14 protein-coding genes are annotated in these 20,844 nt (G+C 34.9%); 12 read left to right on the plus strand and 2 right to left on the minus strand.

Translation table 11 applies throughout. The annotated features are described in order from the left end of the window. The first annotated feature begins 37 nt into the window (after positions 1–37). The gene (gene infB, locus AC23L6_RS01560; protein WP_487560541.1) at positions 38–2,827 is read left to right on the plus strand and encodes a translation initiation factor IF-2; all 2,790 of its coding nucleotides are present in this window, start codon (positions 38–40) and stop codon (positions 2,825–2,827) included. Between the two features lie 61 nt (positions 2,828–2,888). On the opposite strand, the gene AC23L6_RS01565 is transcribed toward infB, so the two are convergent. After that, the gene (locus tag AC23L6_RS01565) at positions 2,889–3,278 is read right to left on the minus strand and encodes an SPOR domain-containing protein (protein WP_487560542.1); all 390 of its coding nucleotides are present in this window, start codon (positions 3,276–3,278) and stop codon (positions 2,889–2,891) included. A gap of 211 nt (positions 3,279–3,489) precedes the next feature. On the opposite strand from AC23L6_RS01565, the gene AC23L6_RS01570 reads away from it, so the two are divergent. From AC23L6_RS01570 to queG, 10 genes are all read left to right on the plus strand, one after another. Beyond that, positions 3,490–4,818 (plus strand): c-type cytochrome, encoded by a 1,329-nt coding sequence (locus AC23L6_RS01570; RefSeq protein ID WP_487560543.1) that lies wholly within the window; start codon positions 3,490–3,492, stop codon positions 4,816–4,818. Positions 4,819–4,849: 31 nt separating this feature from the next. Then, a complete protein-coding gene (locus AC23L6_RS01575; protein ID WP_487560544.1) occupies positions 4,850–7,912 on the plus strand; it encodes a TAT-variant-translocated molybdopterin oxidoreductase in 3,063 nt (1,020 codons plus the stop codon). Between the two features lie 28 nt (positions 7,913–7,940). After that, a complete protein-coding gene (gene nrfD, locus AC23L6_RS01580; RefSeq protein ID WP_487560545.1) occupies positions 7,941–9,332 on the plus strand; it encodes an NrfD/PsrC family molybdoenzyme membrane anchor subunit in 1,392 nt (463 codons plus the stop codon). Positions 9,333–9,336: 4 nt separating this feature from the next. Then, positions 9,337–9,861 (plus strand): DUF3341 domain-containing protein, encoded by a 525-nt coding sequence (locus AC23L6_RS01585; protein WP_487560546.1) that lies wholly within the window; start codon positions 9,337–9,339, stop codon positions 9,859–9,861. 9 nt (positions 9,862–9,870) lie between these two features. Further along, the gene (locus tag AC23L6_RS01590; protein WP_487560547.1) at positions 9,871–10,422 is read left to right on the plus strand and encodes a c-type cytochrome; all 552 of its coding nucleotides are present in this window, start codon (positions 9,871–9,873) and stop codon (positions 10,420–10,422) included. Between the two features lie 27 nt (positions 10,423–10,449). Continuing rightward, positions 10,450–11,898 (plus strand): quinol:cytochrome C oxidoreductase, encoded by a 1,449-nt coding sequence (locus AC23L6_RS01595; RefSeq protein ID WP_487560548.1) that lies wholly within the window; start codon positions 10,450–10,452, stop codon positions 11,896–11,898. An 18-nt stretch (positions 11,899–11,916) separates the two neighbouring features. Beyond that, positions 11,917–13,077, plus strand: a complete 1,161-nt coding sequence (locus AC23L6_RS01600; protein WP_487560549.1) for a cytochrome c oxidase subunit II — start codon at positions 11,917–11,919, stop codon at positions 13,075–13,077. Between the two features lie 25 nt (positions 13,078–13,102). Then, on the plus strand, positions 13,103–14,911 hold the full coding sequence (locus tag AC23L6_RS01605) for a cytochrome c oxidase subunit I (RefSeq protein WP_487560550.1): 1,809 nt from the start codon (positions 13,103–13,105) through the stop codon (positions 14,909–14,911). Between the two features lie 81 nt (positions 14,912–14,992). Beyond that, positions 14,993–16,015, plus strand: a complete 1,023-nt coding sequence (gene ruvB / locus AC23L6_RS01610) for a Holliday junction branch migration DNA helicase RuvB (protein ID WP_487560551.1) — start codon at positions 14,993–14,995, stop codon at positions 16,013–16,015. 91 nt (positions 16,016–16,106) lie between these two features. Further along, positions 16,107–17,030 (plus strand): tRNA epoxyqueuosine(34) reductase QueG, encoded by a 924-nt coding sequence (gene queG / locus AC23L6_RS01615; protein WP_487560880.1) that lies wholly within the window; start codon positions 16,107–16,109, stop codon positions 17,028–17,030. Here queG and AC23L6_RS01620 read toward each other — a convergent pair. Beyond that, positions 17,014–18,039, minus strand: coding sequence for a LacI family DNA-binding transcriptional regulator (locus AC23L6_RS01620; protein ID WP_487560552.1), 1,026 nt, complete (start codon positions 18,037–18,039; stop codon positions 17,014–17,016). The genes queG and AC23L6_RS01620 overlap by 17 nt on opposite strands. A gap of 152 nt (positions 18,040–18,191) precedes the next feature. Between AC23L6_RS01620 and AC23L6_RS01625 the strand changes: the two genes are divergently transcribed. After that, positions 18,192–20,819, plus strand: a complete 2,628-nt coding sequence (locus AC23L6_RS01625) for a TonB-dependent receptor domain-containing protein (protein WP_487560553.1) — start codon at positions 18,192–18,194, stop codon at positions 20,817–20,819. Positions 20,820–20,844: the final 25 nt, after the last annotated feature.

Genomic DNA, 20,844 nt, shown 5'->3' on the forward strand with positions numbered 1-20,844 from the left:
CAACACAACAACAAAAAGATAATATTAAAAAGATTTTATGTCTGAAGAGAGAGTAATAAGAATTAACAAGGTTTTAAGGGAGTTGAATATTTCGCTTGAAAGAGCTGTGGATTATCTTAAAGATAAAGGGATTGCTATTGAATCCAATCCAAACGCAAAAATTTCAGAAGCAGAATTTGGTATCCTTCAAAATCAATTTGCAGGCGATAAAGGGAATAAAGAGGCTTCTAAAGAAGTTGGCGAAGAAAAGCGAAAAGAAAAAGAGGCGTTACGTATTGAAAGAGAGAGAGAGATTGAAGAAAAACGCAAACAAGACGAGGAGCGTCAAAGATTAGAAGTAATCAAGGCAAAAGCAGTAATTACAGCGCCAAAACAAGTGGGAACTATCGATTTGAATCCTCAAAAACCAGTTAGTCCTGTTGCAAAACCTCTTGCCTCTGAAACTTCTTCCAAAATTGAAGTAGAAAAATCAATATCTAAAGAATCTAAAAAAGAAGAAGTTTTAGATAGAAATACATCTGAAGCGCCTGTTGTTAAGGAAGAAATCTCAAAAGAAATTCAGGCTGAAGAATCAATAACAACACAATATCAAAAATTATCAGGAGCAACCTTGACAGGTCAAACTATAGATTTATCTCAGTTTAATAAGCCAAAAAAGAAAAAGGAAGAACCCAAGATAACTCCTAATAAACCAGGTACTAATCCTCCTGGAAATCCAAATTCTAACGCTGCTAAAAATAAGAGGAAACGTATTCCAACAAAGCCAGGAGAAGTTAGAGTTGGAGGAGGAACATCTCAACATGGAGGGAATAACCCAAATAAAATTACACCAAACACAGGTGGTTCTGCAGGAGTCAATAAAGGTGCTAGACCAGGATTTGTAAAAGGAAATAGACCCGCTATTGTTGCTAAAGTGGAGCCTACCGAGGAAGAAGTAAAAAATCAAATTCGTGAAACCCTTGAAAAACTTCAAGGAAAAGGAGGTAAATCTAAGGCTGCAAAATACCGTCGTGATAAAAGAGAAACGCATCGTCAAAAATCAGATGATGAGCAAAGAGCGATTGAGGAAGGTAGCAAGACATTAAAAGTAACAGAATTTGTTACAGTTGGTGAAATTGCAACAATGATGGATGTACCAATTACAAAAGTGATAGGAACTTGTATGTCACTTGGGATTATGGTTACCATGAATCAACGACTGGATGCAGAAACTTTAACTATTGTAGCAGACGAGTTTGGTTATGATGTTGAGTTTACCACAACAGAACTTGAGGACGCAATACAAGTTGTTGAAGACAAAGAAGAAGACTTGGTAAATAGAGCGCCAATTGTTACCGTAATGGGGCACGTTGACCATGGTAAAACCTCTTTGTTGGACTATATTCGTAAAGAAAATGTTATTGCTGGAGAATCTGGAGGAATAACGCAGCACATTGGAGCGTATGGGGTTACTTTAGATAACGGTCAGAAAATAGCTTTCTTAGATACACCTGGTCACGAAGCCTTTACTGCTATGCGTGCTCGTGGTGCTCAAGTTACAGATATAGCTATTATTGTGATTGCTGCAGACGATGATATAATGCCACAAACTAAAGAGGCAATTAGTCATGCTCAGGCGGCTGGTGTTCCAATTATTTTTGCAATTAATAAAATTGATAAACCAAATGCTAATGTTGAGAAAATCAAAGAAAGATTAGCAGGGATGAATTTATTGGTTGAAGATTGGGGTGGAAAAATCCAATCGCATGATATTTCTGCTAAGGCAGGTACGGGCGTAAAAGAATTATTAGAAAAAGTCCTATTAGAAGCCGAGATTTTAGATTTAAAAGCAAATCCTAACAAACCCGCTTCTGGAACTGTTGTTGAAGCATTTTTAGACAAAGGTAAAGGGTATGTTTCTACCATTCTTGTTCAAAACGGAACGCTAAGAGTTGGTGATTACATGCTTGCTGGTAAACATCATGGTAAAATAAAAGCCATGCATGACGAAAGAGGACATGTTGTAAAAGAAGCGGGTCCATCAACTCCAGTATCTGTTTTAGGTTTAGATGGTGCTGCTACTGCTGGTGATAAATTTAATGTTTTTGAAGACGAGAGAGAAGCAAAAGCTATAGCTGCCAAACGTACTCAGTTAATGCGAGAGCAATCAGTTAGAACCCAACGCCACATTACTTTAGCAGAAATTGGTCGTCGTATTGCTTTAGGACAATTTAAAGAATTAAACATTATCCTAAAAGGTGACGTTGATGGTTCTGTAGAAGCGTTGTCGGATTCATTCTCCAAATTGTCTACAGAAGAGATTCAAATCAATATTATACACAAAGGAGTTGGAGCTATTACAGAAACGGATGTAATGTTAGCTTCTGCATCAGATGCTATCATTATTGGATTTAATGTTCGTCCTGCAGGAAATGCAAGACAATTAGCTGATAAAGAAGAAATTGACATAAGAAATTACTCTATCATCTACGACGCGATTGATGATTTGAAAGATGCGATGGAAGGAATGCTTTCTCCAGAAATGAAAGAAGAAATTACTGGAACAGCTGAAATTAGAGAAATCTTCAAAATATCTAAAGTGGGATCTATTGCTGGTTGTATGGTAGTAGATGGTAAAATTACAAGAAATTCTAAGATTAGAATTATTCGTGAGGGAGTAGTCGTATTCACCGGGGAACTATTGGCTTTAAAACGTTTTAAAGACGATGTGAAAGAAGTTTCTAAAGGATATGATTGTGGTATTCAAATAAAGAACTATAATGATATTGAGGAACGCGATACGATTGAAGCATTCCAAGAGATTGCTGTTAAGAAAAAATTGAAATAATACTCTATAAAAAAAAGGTCTCAACTAATTGAGACCTTTTTTTATGAAGTAGGGTCAAAAATTATTTATTTGGTCTTATTAAAAGAGCATTTGGATATCTCTTTTTAAATTCACTCAAATTTCTTTCCGCTTCAATTCTTGATTTGAAATTTCCTATCCAAACTTTATAGCTAGGAGTATTAAAAACAATAGTTCCATCAAAATCTTTATTTTCTTTTCTAAACTCACTCAAAGTCTTTTTTGAAGTTTCGCTATCACCACTGTAAATCTGTATTTTATAACGATCATTTACGGTTATGGAAGGATTTATTTTTCTTTTTTCGTTTAACAATTGTTCGAATTTTGAGTCTTGAAAAACTGTTAAATTTTCCTCCTGAGCAAATAAATTTATTCCACTAAAAAGTAGTAATGTAAGAATGAATATAGGTTTACTTGGTGTTGAAATTTTCATAATACAGTGATTTTTATACAAATGTAGTATTTATTGATTTAAACAAAAACACAATTATTATTTAGAATTAATATAAATTGGTATTTAAGACTATTTTAAGGTTTTGAGAATAGTTCATAAATTGTATTTTTGTCCAAGTTTTTAAAAAAGCATCGATTTTATACGTATTAATAATCATGCCAAATTTTAGTCGATAATCATTATACTAAATATGAAAAAAGTGGGTAACCATAATTCGATTTCTAAGAATTTAATCTTCAGTTTTGCAGTATTACTAGCACTTACTTTAAATTCATTTTCACAAACACCACCACCAGCAACCGATGCCGCAGCAACTCCTGCACCAGCAGCAACTGGAGGTGATGCCGCAAAAGGTAAAGAACTCTTTAATGCTAATTGCGCCGCTTGCCATAAGTTAGACGCTAAAGCCACTGGTCCAGCACTTAGAGGCGTTGCAAACAAGTACGACAAGGCGTGGTTGTACAAATGGATTCACAATAGTTCTGAATTAATTAAATCAGGGGATGCTAAAGCGGTCAAAGTTTTTGAAGAGAACAACAAGATTGCAATGACGGCCTTTCCTCAGTTGTCTGAAGCTGATATAGATAATATTATTGCATATACATCTGAACCAAAAGCTGAAGCTCCTGCTGCTGTTGGAACGGCTGGTACTCCTGGGACAGTAGCTCCTGAAAGCGGAGTGTCAAATGATGTTATTCTTGGAGCATTAGCTGTTGTAATGCTTATGCTTATCGTAATGTTGTTTTTAGTTAACAATGTTTTGAGAAAAGTTGCTGCAGCAAATGGTATTGAGGTAGTAAAGAAAGAACCTACTATTCCAATTTGGAAAGCATTTGCAAAAAATCAATTTTTAGTTTTAGTAACATCAATATTCTTGTTATTGGCAAGTGGTTATTTTGTGTATGGGTATTTAATGCAAGTTGGTGTTGATCAAGATTATGAACCGATTCAACCGATACATTATTCTCACAGAATTCACGCAGGAAGCAACGGTATAAATTGTAAATATTGTCACTCTGCAGCTCGTGTTAGTAAAAATGCAGGAATACCTTCGTTGAATATCTGTATGAACTGTCACAAGAATATTTCTGAGGTTTCTGATACAACAGCTACTCCTGAACATTCAAAAGCTTTCTACGATGGAGAAATTCAAAAGTTATATAAAGCGGTTGGTTGGGATGCAGCTAATCAAAAATATACTGGAATAACGCAACCTGTTAAATGGGTTCGTATTCACAATCTACAGAGTTTTGTTTATTTTAACCATTCACAACACGTAACTGTTGCAGGGGTGGAATGTCAAACTTGTCACGGTCCTGTTCAAACATACGAAGTTCAGAAACAGTTTGCTCCTTTGACGATGGGATGGTGTATCGATTGTCATAGAAAGACAGATGTTAAAATGGAGGGTAATGAATACTACGCCAAAATTCACGATGAACTTTCTAAAAAATACGGTGTAGACAAATTGACTGCAGCTCAAATGGGAGGTCTTGAATGCGGTAAATGTCACTATTAATCAAATTATTAAGAAGCTAATTTTATATACAATGTCATCAAACAAAAAATACTGGAAAAGTGTTGAAGAACTAAACGAAAATAGTTCTATTGTTGAGGCGCTTAGAAATAACGAATTTGTTGAAGAAATTCCTACTGATGAATTTTTGGGAGATAAAGAATCTTTGTCATCTTCATCTACAACACGTAGAGATTTCTTAAAGTACGTTGGGTTTTCTACAGCTGCAGCTTCATTAGCAGCATGTGAAGGACCAGTACACAAATCGATACCTTACGTAGTACAGCCAGAACAAATTATTCCTGGTGTAGCAGATTATTATGCTACAACTGTTTTTGATGGTTTTGATTTTGCTAATCTTTTGGTGAAAACTAGAGAAGGTCGTCCAATTAAAATTGACAACAATACAATAGCAGGAGCAAATTTTGCTGCAAATGCTAGAGTTCATGCCTCAATACTATCTTTGTATGATAGTATGAGATTGAAAGAACCAAAGATATCTGGAAAAAATGCAACTTGGGCAGAAGTTGATGCAAAAGTTAAGACAAGTATTGCTGATGCTAAAGCAAAAGGAAAACAGGTTGTTTTGTTAACAAGCACTTTAGCAAGTCCTTCAACGGATAGATTGATAGCAGAATTCATAGCTAAAAATCCAAATGCCAAACATGTAATTTATGATGCGGTATCTGAATCAGCTGCTTTGGATGCTTTTGAAACGGTATATGGTGAAAGAGCATTAGTAGACTACGATTTTTCTAAAGCTTCATTAATTGTTTCTGTTGGTGCTGATTTCTTAGGAGATTGGCAAGGAGGAAGTTATGACAAGGGATATGCTCAAGGAAGAATTCCAAAAAACGGAAAGATGTCTCGTCATTTCCAGCTAGAAGCAAACATGACTTTATCTGGAGCTGCTGCTGATAAAAGAATTCCGATGTCTACGGCAAATCAAAAACAAGCTTTAGTTAAAATATACAACATAATTACTAACTCTGCAATTTCTACTTATTTAGATAAGTCTTTTGATGCAGAAGTTACAAAAGCAGCTCAGCAATTAAAAGCAGCAGGAAGTAAAGGAGTTTTAGTTTCTGGAATTCAAGATAAAAATGCTCAGTTGTTAGTTATAGCTATAAACCAAGCATTAGCTAGTGAGGCTTTTACTACTAGTGGTACAAGACAAATTAGAAAAGGTTCTAATGAAAAAGTAGCTCAATTAGTTAAAGACATGAAATCGGGAAGCGTGCATACTTTAATTATGAGTGGTGTTAATCCAATATATACATTACCAAATAGTAAAGAGTTTGCTGAGGGTTTGAAAAAAGTAACTACTTCAGTAGCTTTTTCATTAAAAGAAGATGAAACGGCTTCTGTTGCTACTATCGCTGCAGCGGCTCCTCATTATTTAGAGTCTTGGGGTGATGTTACGATAACGAAAGGAACCTATTCCTTAACTCAACCTACTATTCGTCCTTTGTTCAATACAAAACAATTTCAAGATGCTTTATTATCTTGGACTGGGATAGCAGGTACTTTTTATGACTACATAAAGGCAACTTCAGCGAGTATTATTGCGGGTTCTTCTTGGAATAAAGTATTGCATGATGGTGTTTTTGTTGGTGCAATTCCAGCAGCCTCTGGTGCTTCTGCTGATTACAGTGCTGCTGCCAATGCCTTAGCACAATCTAAAGCAGTTGATGGATTTGAATTAGTGTTATATACTAAAACAGGTTTAGGAGATGGTCAACAAGCTAACAATCCTTGGTTGCAGGAGTTTCCAGACCCAATTACTAGAGTTTCTTGGGACAATTATGTAACGGTTTCAAGAGTTGACGCTGAGAAACTAGGTCTAAAAAATAAAATTGTAGCAAACGGAGGTTTAGATGGAAGTTATGCAACAATTACAGTAGACGGTGTTAAATTAGAAAAAGTTCCTGTGATTGTTCAGCCAGGACAAGCCAAAGGAACAATAGGTTTGGCTTTGGGGTATGGAAAAAAGGCAGCTTTAAAAGAAGAAATGCAAGTAGGTATCAATGCCTATTCAGTATATAAAGGTTTTAATAATGTTCAAATAGCTAAATTAACTAAAGATTCTGGAATGCATGAATTTGCTTGTGTTCAAGGTCAAAAAACGTTAATGGGTAGAGGCGATATTATTAAAGAAACTACCTTAGAAATATTTAATACTAAAGATGCAGAAGAGTGGAATGAAGCTCCAAAGGTTTCTTTAGACCACAAAGAAGTAAATGCTACTTCAGTAGATTTATGGACTTCTTTCGATCGTTCTACAGGTCATCATTTTAATCTTTCTATCGATTTGAATGCTTGTACAGGTTGTGGCGCTTGTGTGATTGCTTGTCATGCAGAGAACAATGTTCCAGTTGTTGGTAAATCTGAGGTAAGAAGAAGTAGAGATATGCATTGGTTGCGTATTGATAGATACTATTCTTCAGAAGAAACTTTTGCAGCTGATAATGCTAAGAAAGAAGAATTTGAAGGATTGTTTGGTGAAAAAGGTTCTCTAGGAGGATTTGGACAAATGGAAGAAGCTGCTGATAATCCACAAGTTTCTTTCCAACCGGTGATGTGTCAACATTGTAATCATGCTCCGTGTGAGACGGTTTGTCCAGTAGCAGCTACATCTCATGGTAGACAAGGTCAAAATCAAATGGCTTACAACAGATGTGTAGGTACTCGTTACTGTGCTAATAACTGTCCTTACAAAGTGCGTCGTTTCAACTGGTTCTTATACAATAAAAATAGCGAATTTGATTATCACATGAATGATGACTTAGGTCGTATGGTAATCAATCCAGATGTAAATGTTCGTTCACGTGGAGTCATGGAAAAATGTTCAATGTGTATACAAATGACACAAGCAACTATTTTGAAAGCTAAAAATGAAGGAAGAGCTATAGTTGATGGTGAATTCCAAACAGCTTGTTCTAAAGCCTGCTCTTCTGGCGCTATGGTGTTTGGAGATGTAAATGACAAAGAGAGCAAAGTAGCTACATTAGCAGAAGAAGATAGAATGTATCATTTGTTAGAGCATGTTGGGACAAAACCAAATGTCTTTTATCACGTGAAAGTTAGAAATACATAAGAAAAATTAAAAATCAATTTAAAGGATTATGTCTCATATATACGACTCAAGTATTAGAAAACCTTTAGTTATAGGTGATAAATCGTATCACGATGTAACAGTCGATGTTGCCGCTCCAGTTGAAGGTAAAGCCAATAAACAGTGGTGGATTGTGTTTTCAATTTCGTTAGCTGCTTTCCTTTGGGGTTTAGGATGCATCATTTATACCATTTCTACAGGTATTGGAACTTGGGGATTAAATAAAACAGTAGGTTGGGCTTGGGATATTACTAACTTCGTTTGGTGGGTTGGTATTGGTCACGCAGGTACACTTATATCAGCAGTACTTCTATTATTTCGTCAAAGATGGAGAATGGCTATTAACCGTTCTGCAGAGGCGATGACAATTTTTTCGGTAATCCAAGCAGGTTTGTTTCCAATTATACACATGGGACGTCCTTGGTTAGCGTATTGGGTATTGCCAATTCCGAATCAGTTTGGTTCTCTTTGGGTAAACTTTAACTCTCCATTACTTTGGGACGTATTTGCAATTTCTACTTATCTTTCAGTTTCTTTAGTGTTTTGGTGGACAGGTTTATTACCTGACTTTGCAATGATACGAGATAGAGCAGTTGATCCATTTCAAAAGAGAATTTATTCTATTTTAAGTTTTGGATGGAGTGGTAGAGCAAAAGATTGGCAACGTTTTGAAGAAGTATCATTAGTTCTTGCAGGTTTAGCAACTCCACTTGTACTTTCTGTACACACCATTGTATCTATGGACTTTGCTACTTCGGTTATACCGGGATGGCATACAACAATATTTCCTCCATACTTCGTTGCTGGTGCTGTATTTTCTGGATTTGCAATGGTAAATACTCTGCTTATCATCATGAGAAAAGTATCTAATCTGGAAGCTTACATTACCATTCAACATATCGAATTGATGAATATCATCATCATGATTACAGGTTCTATTGTAGGGGTAGCTTACATTACTGAGTTATTTATAGCTTGGTATTCGGGAGTTGAATACGAACAATATGCATTTTTAAATAGAGCAACAGGTCCTTATTGGTGGGCGTATTGGTCAATGATGACATGTAATGTTTTCTCTCCACAATTTATGTGGTTTAAAAAATTAAGAACAAGCATTATGTTCTCATTCATTATCTCGATTGTTGTAAATATTGGAATGTGGTTTGAGCGTTTTGTAATTATTGTAACTTCTTTACACAGAGATTACCTTCCTTCATCTTGGACAATGTTTTCACCAACATTTGTAGATATTGGAATTTTTATAGGTACCATTGGATTTTTCTTTGTTTTATTTTTACTATACGCCAGAACGTTCCCAGTTATTGCTCAAGCTGAGGTAAAAACAATTTTGAAAGCAACGGGAGAAAATTATATCAAAGAAAGAGAAGCTAATAAACATTAACATTATGAGTAATAAAGTTATTTATGCCATTTACAATGACGATGATGTATTAATGGATGCTGTAAAAAAGACTAGAGCAGCACATCATCATATTGAAGAAGTTTTTACTCCTTTTCCAGTTCACGGATTGGATAAAGCTATGGGTATTGCACCAACGCGAATTGCAATATGTTCTTTTATTTATGGCTTATGTGGTTTGTCTTTCGGAACATGGATGATGAACTTTGTAATGATACAAGACTGGCCACAAGACATTGGAGGTAAACCAAGTTTTAGTTATATACAGAATATGCCGGCTTTTGTGCCTATTATGTTTGAAGAAACTGTATTTTTTGCAGCACACCTTATGGTGATTACCTTTTACATGAGAAGCAGATTGTGGCCATTCAAACAAGCAGAAAATCCTGATGTAAGAACAACTGATGATCATTTCTTAATGGAAGTAGCTGTCAATAATAATGAAGAGGAATTAGTTTCTTTTTTCAATAAAACAGGTGCGGTAGAAGTTAAAGTAATCGAAAAGAACTAATAAAAAGATATGAAAAGCGCATATAAAATATCATTTTTGATTTGTATTACAGTTTTAGTTTCGTCATGTCATAATACTTCGGAACCTAATTATCAATACATGCCCAATATGTATGAACCAGTAAGCTATAATACTTACTCTGAGGCTCCTGTATTTAAAAACGGAAAAGAAGGACAACTTCCTGCTCCGGGAACTATAAATAGAGGATTTGAAGTTTATGAATATCCTAACACAACTGCTGGATATGAAGCGTCTAAAGTTAGTTTGAAATCTCCGCTAGACTCTTTATCTACAAAAGATATGGATAAGGCTAAAGAGCTTTTTGAGATATATTGTGCTATTTGTCATGGAAATGCTGGTGATGGTAAAGGTAAATTAGTGACACAAGGTAAATTTTTAGGAGTTCCAAGTTACAAGGATAGACCAACAATTACAGCAGGGAGCATTTTTCACGTTCAAACGTATGGGTTAAATTCTATGGGGTCTTATGCTAATCAATTGAGCGCACATGAGCGTTGGTTAGTTTCAGCTTATGTGTTAAAATTACAAAGCGAATTATAATTGTAGAACAAACTGATCATAATAGATATGTATACATTTTCAAGTAAATTAAAAACGTTTTCTTTCATCCTAATGATTATAGGTGTTATTGGGATTGGAGTTGGTTTTTATAATGCACCAAAAAATATTGATGAAGTTGAAAAAATTCTAGCTTCAGAATCACACGGGGAACATCATTCAGAAGTGGCCAAAGCAACTGAAGAAGAGGTTGTTCCTGTAAAACATGATGAGATTGTAAAAGAAGTTGATACTATTGTTTCAGATTCAGTAGTAGCTACAACAGATTCTGTCAAAGTTGCTGAAGTTGTTTCAGTAGAAAAAGTGGTTAAAGAAAAAGAAGTTAGCAAAGAAGATGCTGCGGCAGAACATAAAGAACATTTGGAACATGTTTTGCATCAGTTGCAAAACAAACCATGGGCCGCTTTGTATGTAGCTTGTATCTTTTTTATGTTAGTATCGCTTGGAGCTTTAGCTTTTTATGCAATTCAACAAGTAGCTCAAGCAGGTTGGTCGCCAGTTCTATTTAGAGTTATGCAGGGTATAACCGCTTATTTGCCAGTTGGTTCTGTTATTTTCTTTGTGATTTTAGTGTTATGTGGTTTACATTTTAATCATTTATTTCCTTGGTTAGACCCTGAGGTTGTAGCTCATGATAAAATTATTCAAAATAAAGCAGGTTATTTGAACTTTCCTTTTTGGATAATTAGAGCGTTCGTTTTTCTTTTAGGTTGGAATTTGTACCGTTATTTTTCTAGAAAAAATTGTTTGGCTCAAGATGAGGCAACTGATAATAGTTTCTACAAAAAGAATTTCAATATCTCAGCAATGTTCTTGGTATTCTTTATTGTTACAGAATCTATTATGTCTTGGGATTGGATTATGTCTATTGATCCTCATTGGTTCAGTACATTATTTGGATGGTATGTTTTTGCTAGTTTCTTTGTTAGCGGGATTACTACAATATGTATGGTAACATTATACTTGAAATCAAAAGGGTATTTAGAAAATGTAAATTCAAGTCACATCCATGATTTAGCTAAATTCATGTTTGGTATCAGTGTTTTTTGGACGTACTTGTGGTTTTCACAATTTATGTTAATTTGGTATGCTAATATTCCAGAAGAGGTTACCTATTTTGTAACTAGAATTGAGAAATACAATCTGCCATTCTTTGGGGCTATAGTGATGAACTTTGTTTTTCCAATTTTAATATTAATTAATACTGATTTCAAGAGAATTACTTGGGTATTAGTTATGGCTGGAATTGTAATTTTGTCAGGACACTATATTGATTTTTTCAATATGATAATGCCTTCTTCAGTTGGAGACCAATGGTTCATTGGAGTTTCAGAAATTAGCTCAGTACTTTTCTTCTTTGGATTATTTATTTTTGTTGTATTTACCGCTTTAACCAAGGCACCTTTACTTCCTAAGAGAAATCCTTATATAGAAGAAAGTAAACATTTTCATTATTAATATTTAAAGTAAAAACAGATGACAAGTTTGTTGATAGTTATAGTTTTAGTTTTATTATCCATTGCGTTGTGGCAGTTGACAAAGATATTCGATTTGACTCAAGTTGGGAAAGAATCAGATACTACTCAAGTTGCAAATGATACTGATAATAATACTCAAGGGTATTTAATGTTTGGGTTCTTGGCTTTCATTTATATTTTTACGATATACGGACTAATTAAATGGGGTGGTTTGGTTCTACACACTCCTGCCTCAGAGCATGGTGCGTTAGTTGATAATTTAATGAATATTACTTGGGTTTTAATTTTTACCGTTCAAGCAATAACACAAGTATTACTTCATTATTTTGCCTTTAAATATAGAGGGAAAAAAGACCAGAAAGCATTGTATTTTGCAGATAACAATAAGTTAGAAGTTATTTGGAGTAGTATACCAGCTATTGTTCTTGCGGGATTAATTCTTTATGGATTGTATGCTTGGACTAATATTATGTTCATCGACAAGGATGAAGATGTAATAGAAATTGAGTTGTATGCTCAACAATTTAAATGGACAGCAAGATATGCTGGGGAAGACAATGTATTAGGAAAAGCCAATGTAAGATATATTGAAGGTGTAAATGTTCTTGGAGTTGATTTATCCGATCAAAACGCACAAGATGACAAAGTAGTCTCTGAGCTTCACATACCAAAGGGTAAAAAAATACATTTCAAGATGAGATCGCAAGATGTTTTACATTCTGCATATATGCCTCATTTTAGAGCACAAATGAACTGCGTTCCTGGAATGGTTACGGAATTTGCATTTACTCCAATTTATACTACAAGTGAAATGCGAGATATGCCTTTCATGCAAGAAAAGGTAGCTAATATTAATGCTATCAGAAATAAAAAAAGTGTTGATTTAGTTGCCAAAGGAGGAACAGCTTTGGATCCCTATACATTTGATTATTTATTACTATGTAATAAAATTTGTGGGGCTTCACATTACAATATGCAGATGAAAATAGTTGTTGATACTCCTCAAGAGTACAAAAAATGGCTTGCAGAAAAACCTACCATCGCAGCAGAAATTAAAGCAGCTAATGCACCTGCAGAACCTTTACCAACAGATGTAAATACAGCAGATACTGCAAAAGTGAAAGAAACTAAAATGATTGCTCAAGTAGTAAAAAAATAAAAAATAAAATTAAAGTAAACATAATATGTCAGCAGCAGTTATAGATCACGAACACGATAATGCACATGATCACAGTCATGAACACCACCATAAAGATACATTTATAACTAAATATATCTTTTCGATAGATCATAAAATGATAGCTAAACAGTATTTAATTACTGGTATCATTATGGGTGTGATTGGTGTACTCCTTTCAATTTTATTTAGATTACAATTAGCTTGGCCAGAAGAATCTTTTAAAATAACACATTTTTTTCTTGGCGATAGTTATGCTCCTAATGGAGTATTAACAAATGACAGATACCTGGCTTTAGTGACGATTCACGGTACGATAATGGTATTCTTTGTGTTAACAGCAGCTTTGAGTGGAACCTTCAGTAATTTACTAATACCACTTCAAATTGGTGCTCGAGATATGGCATCAGGTTTCCTAAACATGGTTTCTTACTGGTTGTTTTTCCTTTCGAGCGTTATCATGGTCTGTTCACTATTTGTTGAATCTGGGCCAGCATCTGCAGGATGGACAATATATCCTCCATTGAGTTCTTTACCACAAGCGATAAGCGGGTCAGGTACAGGTATGACATTATGGTTAGTGTCGATGGCAGTTTTCATTGCAGGTTCCTTATTAGGTTCACTAAATTATATTGTAACTGTTATTAATTTGAGAACGACAGGAATGTCTATGACAAGACTACCACTAACAATTTGGGCATTTTTTGTAACTGCTATCATTGGGGTAATTTCTTTCCCTGTTCTTTTGTCAGCAGCTTTATTATTGATAATGGATAGAAGTTTTGGAACTTCATTTTTCCTTTCAGATATATATATAGCAGGTGAAGTACTTCATTATCAAGGTGGGTCTCCAGTATTATTTGAGCACTTATTTTGGTTTTTAGGTCACCCAGAGGTATACATTATTTTGTTACCAGCTTTAGGTATCACTTCTGAAGTTATTGCAACAAATTCACGTAAACCTATTTTTGGTTACAGAGCGATGATTATGTCAATTTTAGCCATTGCTTTCCTATCTACTATTGTATGGGGTCACCACATGTTTATTTCTGGTATGAATCCATTCTTAGGTTCTGTATTTACATTTACAACGTTGTTAATTGCAATTCCATCAGCTGTAAAAGCCTTCAATTATATTACGACTTTATGGAAAGGAAACTTGCAATTAAATCCGGCCATGTTGTTCTCAATAGGATTAGTATCAACTTTTATCACTGGTGGCTTAACTGGAATTATTCTTGGAGATAGTACTCTAGATATTAATGTTCACGATACGTACTTTGTTGTAGCACACTTTCACTTGGTAATGGGTATTTCTGCTCTTTATGGAATGTTTGCTGGAATTTACCATTGGTTTCCAAAGATGTTCGGAAGAATGTTGAATAAAAATTTAGGATATGTTCACTTTTGGGCTACGGCTGTTTGTGCTTATGGAGTATTTTTCCCAATGCACTTTATTGGATTAGCTGGATTACCTAGAAGATATTATACCAATACTAACTTCCCATTATTTGATGATTTGCAAAATGTTAACGTATTGATTACAACATTTGCAATCATTGGAGGAATTTTTCAATTGGTATTTTTATACAACTTCTTTAGTAGTATTTTCTACGGAAAAAGAACTGTTCAAAATCCATGGAGATCAAACACATTGGAATGGACAGCGCCAATTAAACATATTCATGGTAACTGGGAAGGAGAAATTCCTCACGTTTACAGATGGCCTTATGATTATAGCAAACCAGGACATGATGAGGATTTTGTTCCACAGAATGTTCCTATGAAAGAAGGAGAAGAACAATTGCATCATTAATGTTATACAAATTATATTTAATGCCTCTCACAAACGAGAGGCATTTTTATTTTCAGAAAACAATTTGGCTATATTTGTAATATGAATGAGAATCTAGATCCAACAAATACAAACTATAATTCTGAAGAATTAGATCTTGAAAAAAGATTGAGACCACTCCGTTTCGATGATTTTTCAGGACAAGACCAAATAATTGAAAATTTAAAAGTTTTCGTTGAAGCAGCTAACCTTAGGAACGATGCTTTAGACCATGCTTTATTTCACGGACCTCCGGGTTTGGGCAAAACTACACTGGCAAATATTCTTGCCAACGAATTAGGAGTAGGAATTAAAATCACTTCAGGACCTGTTTTAGACAAACCTGGTGATTTGGCTGGGCTATTAACCAATTTAGAAGAGCGTGATGTGCTTTTTATTGATGAAATCCATCGCTTGAGTCCTATTGTAGAAGAATATCTCTATTCGGCAATGGAAGATTTTAAAATTGATATTATGATTGAATCGGGACCGAATGCCAGAACGGTTCAAATTAATCTCAATCCATTTACCTTAGTTGGTGCTACAACGCGTTCGGGCTTATTGACAGCGCCTATGCGTGCTCGATTTGGAATTCAAAGCCGATTACATTATTATACCACTGAATTATTAACCACAATCGTGCAACGTAGTGCTGCCATTATAAAAATGCCCATCACAATGGAAGCAGCAATTGAAATTGCGGGTAGAAGTAGAGGAACACCTCGAATTGCGAATGCTTTGTTGCGTCGTGTTCGCGATTTTGCACAAATAAAAGGCAATGGCAAAATTGATATAGAAATAGCACGATATTCCCTGAAAGCTTTGCATGTGGATGCGCATGGTCTAGATGAAATGGACAATAAAATTCTAACCACTATTATCGATAAATTTAAAGGAGGACCTGTTGGCTTATCTACTTTGGCAACAGCAGTATCTGAAAGTAGTGAAACCATTGAAGAAGTGTATGAGCCTTTTTTAATACAAGAAGGATTCATCATGCGAACTCCAAGAGGTCGAGAAGTGACTGAGAAAGCATATAAACACTTAGGAAAAATTAAAACGAACGTTCAGGGCGGATTTTTCTAATTTTATAAACCATTAAGAAATTAGTTTCATTAAGAAATACCCAACTTAATTTCTTCAATATCTTAATGGTTTAAATTTATTTAAATTGGAATTGTTTAAAAACAAAGAAAAATATTCTCAATTCATCAAATCTGAAGCCAAACGCCTCGGGTTTTTGTCTTGTGGTATTTCAAAGGCTGGTTTTCTAGAAGAGGAAGCGCCACGATTAGAACATTGGTTGAGCCAAAACCATCACGGTCAAATGACCTACATGGAACATCATTTTGACAAACGACTCAATCCTACGTTACTAGTTGACGATGCTAAAAGTGTTATTTCGCTACTGTTGAATTATTATCCTTCTCAAACACAGGTTGAAGAAACCTACAAAATTTCCAAATATGCCTACGGTCAAGATTACCATTTTGTGATAAAAGAGAAATTGAATCATTTACTCCATTCTATTCAAGAAAATATTGGAGAAGTTTCTGGCAGAGCATTTGTTGATTCAGCACCCGTTTTAGACAAAGCATGGGCGGCCAAAAGCGGTTTGGGTTGGATAGGTAAAAACAGCAATTTATTGACACAACAAATCGGTTCTTTTTATTTTATAGCAGAACTTATTATTGATTTAGATTTAGAATACGACCACGCAACAACCGACCATTGCGGCACTTGTACCGCTTGCTTAGATGCTTGTCCAACACAAGCTATAGTTGCGCCTTATGTTGTTGATGGAAGCAAATGCATTTCCTATTTCACTATCGAACTCAAAGACAATATTCCAGCAGCTATGAAAGGAAAATTCGATGATTGGGCTTTTGGCTGCGATGTATGTCAAGATGTTTGTCCTTGGAATAAATTTTCAAAAGCACACAGTGAACCGCTTTTTAACCCCAATCCAGAGTTGTTGGCTATGAACAAAAAAGACTGGGAGGAAATTACCGAAGAAACGTTTAAAAAAGTATTTAAAAATTCGGCAGTAAAAAGGACAAAGTTTGAGGGGTTGAAGCGGAATATTAGGTTCTTGAAGTAGATTCTCTTTCAATAATGCTCGTTCCTAATTCGACAGTTCTAGGTTTGAAAATAAGATTGTCTTTATGGCAAATCATTTCTTCTAGCAGTAAATCGAAAGCCGCAACCCCCATGTCATAACTTGGTTGGTCAACAGTGCTTAGTTTTGGAGTAATCACTTGAGACATAAACCAATTACTAAAGCCTATTACAGCAATTTGATTGGGCACTTGAATTCCTTTTTCATTAAAGTGAGCCAAAACTCCGACGGCAACCAAATCAGTAATTACAAAAATACCATCTACATCAGGATGCTCTTCAATAATTTGTTGAGCAAATTCGACACCTTCTTCAAAAGTTACATGAGTGCAGGTGTACACAAGTTTTGAATCAAAAGGAATGTCGTTTTTTTCTAAAGCTTTTTTATAGCCAAGAAATCGGTCAATAGCATTTTGAGGATTGATAGGACCTCGAATGTGGGCAATTTTTTTACATCCTTTATTGATGAGATGTTGCACAGCATCCATAGCCGCTTTTTGGTCATTGATGATTACCTTCGAACTGGCTATTAGTTTTGAAATTTTATCAAATTGAACAAAAGGAATTTTGCGATTAAGAATTTCTTTGATATGATTTTCGTCGTTAGAATCATTTGAAAGCGACATTAAAATTCCGTCAACACGCTTGTTCATCAACAATTCTACCTGTTTTTTTTCTAATTCTAAAGATTCATTCGATTGAAGAATAATAACCAAATAGCCATTTTTTTCTGCTTGCGCAATGATACCATTAATAACATTCGAAAAGAAGTGATGAACCACTTCAGGAATAATTAAGCCAATAGTTTTGGATTCTTTTGTACGAAGATTGACGGCAAAACTATTCGGTGTATAATGTAATTTTTCTGCTAATTCAATTACTGATCTTCTCGTTTTTTCACTAACGTCAGGATAGTTTTTTAGAGCCTTAGACACGGTAGTAATCGATATTCCTAAGGTTTCAGCAATTTCTTTTAGCGTAATTTCTCTCATATAACAAATATCATAAAATTAATTTACATAATCGAAAACGTTTTCGGTATTTTCGAAAACGTTTTCGATGGTATTATTGTATTCTATCGTAGTGTAAACAACTAATTTCGAAATAAATAAACGTAATATTTATTAATCAAACAATTTAAACCATGAAAAAAAGTACTTTATTTATGAAGAGGTTAGGATTGATGTTAGCACTATTGCTTGTCAACTTGTCTTTTTCACAAAATGCCACGCTTTCTGGGGTTATTTCTGATGCAAAAGGAAATCCAATTCCAGGAGTAAATGTCAGCATTCAAAACACTACAAAAGCAACAGCTACAGATGCTGATGGAAAATACGTAGTGTCTAATCTTCAAAACGGAGATGTAGTTGTTGTTGCATCCTATATTGGATACAAAACAGTTAGCACAAAAGTGACTGTTGATGGAGCTACCATTCAAAACATTTCGATGGTAGAAGATGCAAATGTTTTAGACGATGTAGTGGTAACAGGGGTTGTTAACCCAAGAGCAAAAATTAAGTCTAGTGTTTCAATAACTTCACTAGATGTTAACCAAGTACAACAATCTGCACCAAGATCAACAGCTGAAATTTTCAGAACTATTCCAGGAATTCGGTCTGAGTCTTCGGGTGGTGAAGGGAACTCGAATATTTCTGTTCGTGGTGTGCCAATTTCTTCGGGTGGATCTAAATATTTACAAATCCAAGAAGACGGACTACCAGTACTTTTATTTGGAGATATCGCTTTTGCAACGGCTGATATTTTTACAAGATTTGATGGAAATGTGGCGAGAATTGAAGCCATTCGTGGAGGTTCTGCATCAACATTAGCAACTAATTCACCAGGTGGGATTATCAACTTTATCAGCAAAACAGGTAAAACCGAAGGAGGAACTGTGATGACTAGTTTTGGATTGGATTACAATAATTTCAGAACCGATTTAGATTATGGAGCAAAAATAGGTGATGGATTATATTTTCATGCAGGAGGTTTCTACAGAGCTGGAGAAGGTGTTAGAGAAACAGGCTTTACAGCGAATAATGGTGGACAAGTAAAATTCAATGTTACTAAAGAATTTGAAAATGGTTCGGTTACGGTTTATGCAAAATTCTTAAACGACAGAGCGGCAGCCTATATGCCAATGCCTGTAAAAGTTACAGGAACAAATTCGAATCCAACATGGGGAAATGTGAACGGATTTGATGCTACAACGGGTGCTTTACAATCTATTTATTTGAATCATAATGTAGGTTTAGGACCTGATGGGCAACTAAGAAGAGAGAGTGTTGCTAATGGAATGCATCCTGTGTCGAAATCAATAGGAGCAAATGCTAATTTTGATTTAGATGGGGGTTGGAAAGTAACAGATAATATTCGTTATTCAGGAAATAGTGGTGGATTTATAGCTCCATTTCCTGCAGAAGTAGGTTCAGAATCCGCCATTGCAACTTCTTTCGGAGAAGGTTCAAAACTGACGTATGCCAAAGATGGAACACCATTCAATACTGCAAATGGATTGGTAGCAAGAATACACATGTTTGATACTCAATTGAACAACATGAATAATTTCATGAACGATTTAAGAATTAGCAAAAAATTTAACAACGTAGGAATCACTGCGGGTTATTTTAAATCCATACAAAATATCTCTATGTCATGGTTATGGAATTCCTATTTACAAGAGGTTTCAGACAATAACCCACGTCTAATCAATGTTACAAATGCAGCTGGAGAATTATTATCTGCTAATGGTTTATATGCCTATGGCGTTCCAGCTTGGGGCAACTGTTGTACTAGAAATTATGACACACAATACAATGTTTCTGCACCTTATGCAAATATTAACTTAGATGCTTCAGACAAATTATCTTTTGAAGGTGGAATTCGTTTTGATATGGGTAAAGTAACAGGTTCTTTCGCTGGAAGTGCTCAAACGCAATTTGATATCAATAATGATGGAGCAATTTCGGCTCCAGAAAAAAGTGTATCAGCGGTAAATACAGCAAATGAGACAGCTGTAGATTATGATTATGATTATGTTTCGTATTCTGTTGGGGCTAATTATTTATTGTCTGAAAAGCAATCTCTTTTTGGAAGATACAGTAGAGGTGCTTCTGCAAAAGCAGACCGTATTTTGTTTTCAGATTTAGATTATTTAGATGGAAATAAAATCAATGCCTTAGACTTTTTGACACAAGCAGAAATTGGATACAAACAAAAATTCTCAAAAGGATATGTTTATGCAACAGCTTTTCATTCAAAAACCGATGAACAAGGCGGTTATGAAGCTACTTCAAACAGTATCATCAAAAACAATTACAAATCTTTAGGTTTAGAGTTAGAAACATCATACGATGTAAATGATGATTTTAATCTTCGTGGAGGATTAACCTATACCAAGGCAGAGATTACCTCTGGTGATAACAATGGAAATGAACCAAGAAGACAGCCAAAAATGATGTATAATTTCATTCCGTCTTACAAGTTTGCTGGAAAGAAAAATACTATCGGATTGAGCTTTATAGGTCAAACTAAAGCGTATGCTCAAGATTCAAATGATTTGGTTATGAATGGTTTTGTTATCGTAAATGGATTTGTTGAAGTAGCCATCACAAAAGGATTGTCATTAAATCTTTCAGGAAACAATCTTTTAGATACCCTCGCTATTACTGAAACAGAAGAAGGTAGCATTACTGCAAATGCCACAAATTATGTTAGAGCGAGACCTATGCCAGGACGATCAGTTTCAATGGCTTTGTCATATAGATTTTAAAAAGTTTTATGTTTTGTTTAGTTTA

The sequence above is a fragment of the Flavobacterium sp. R1_16 genome, from assembly GCF_057652095.1.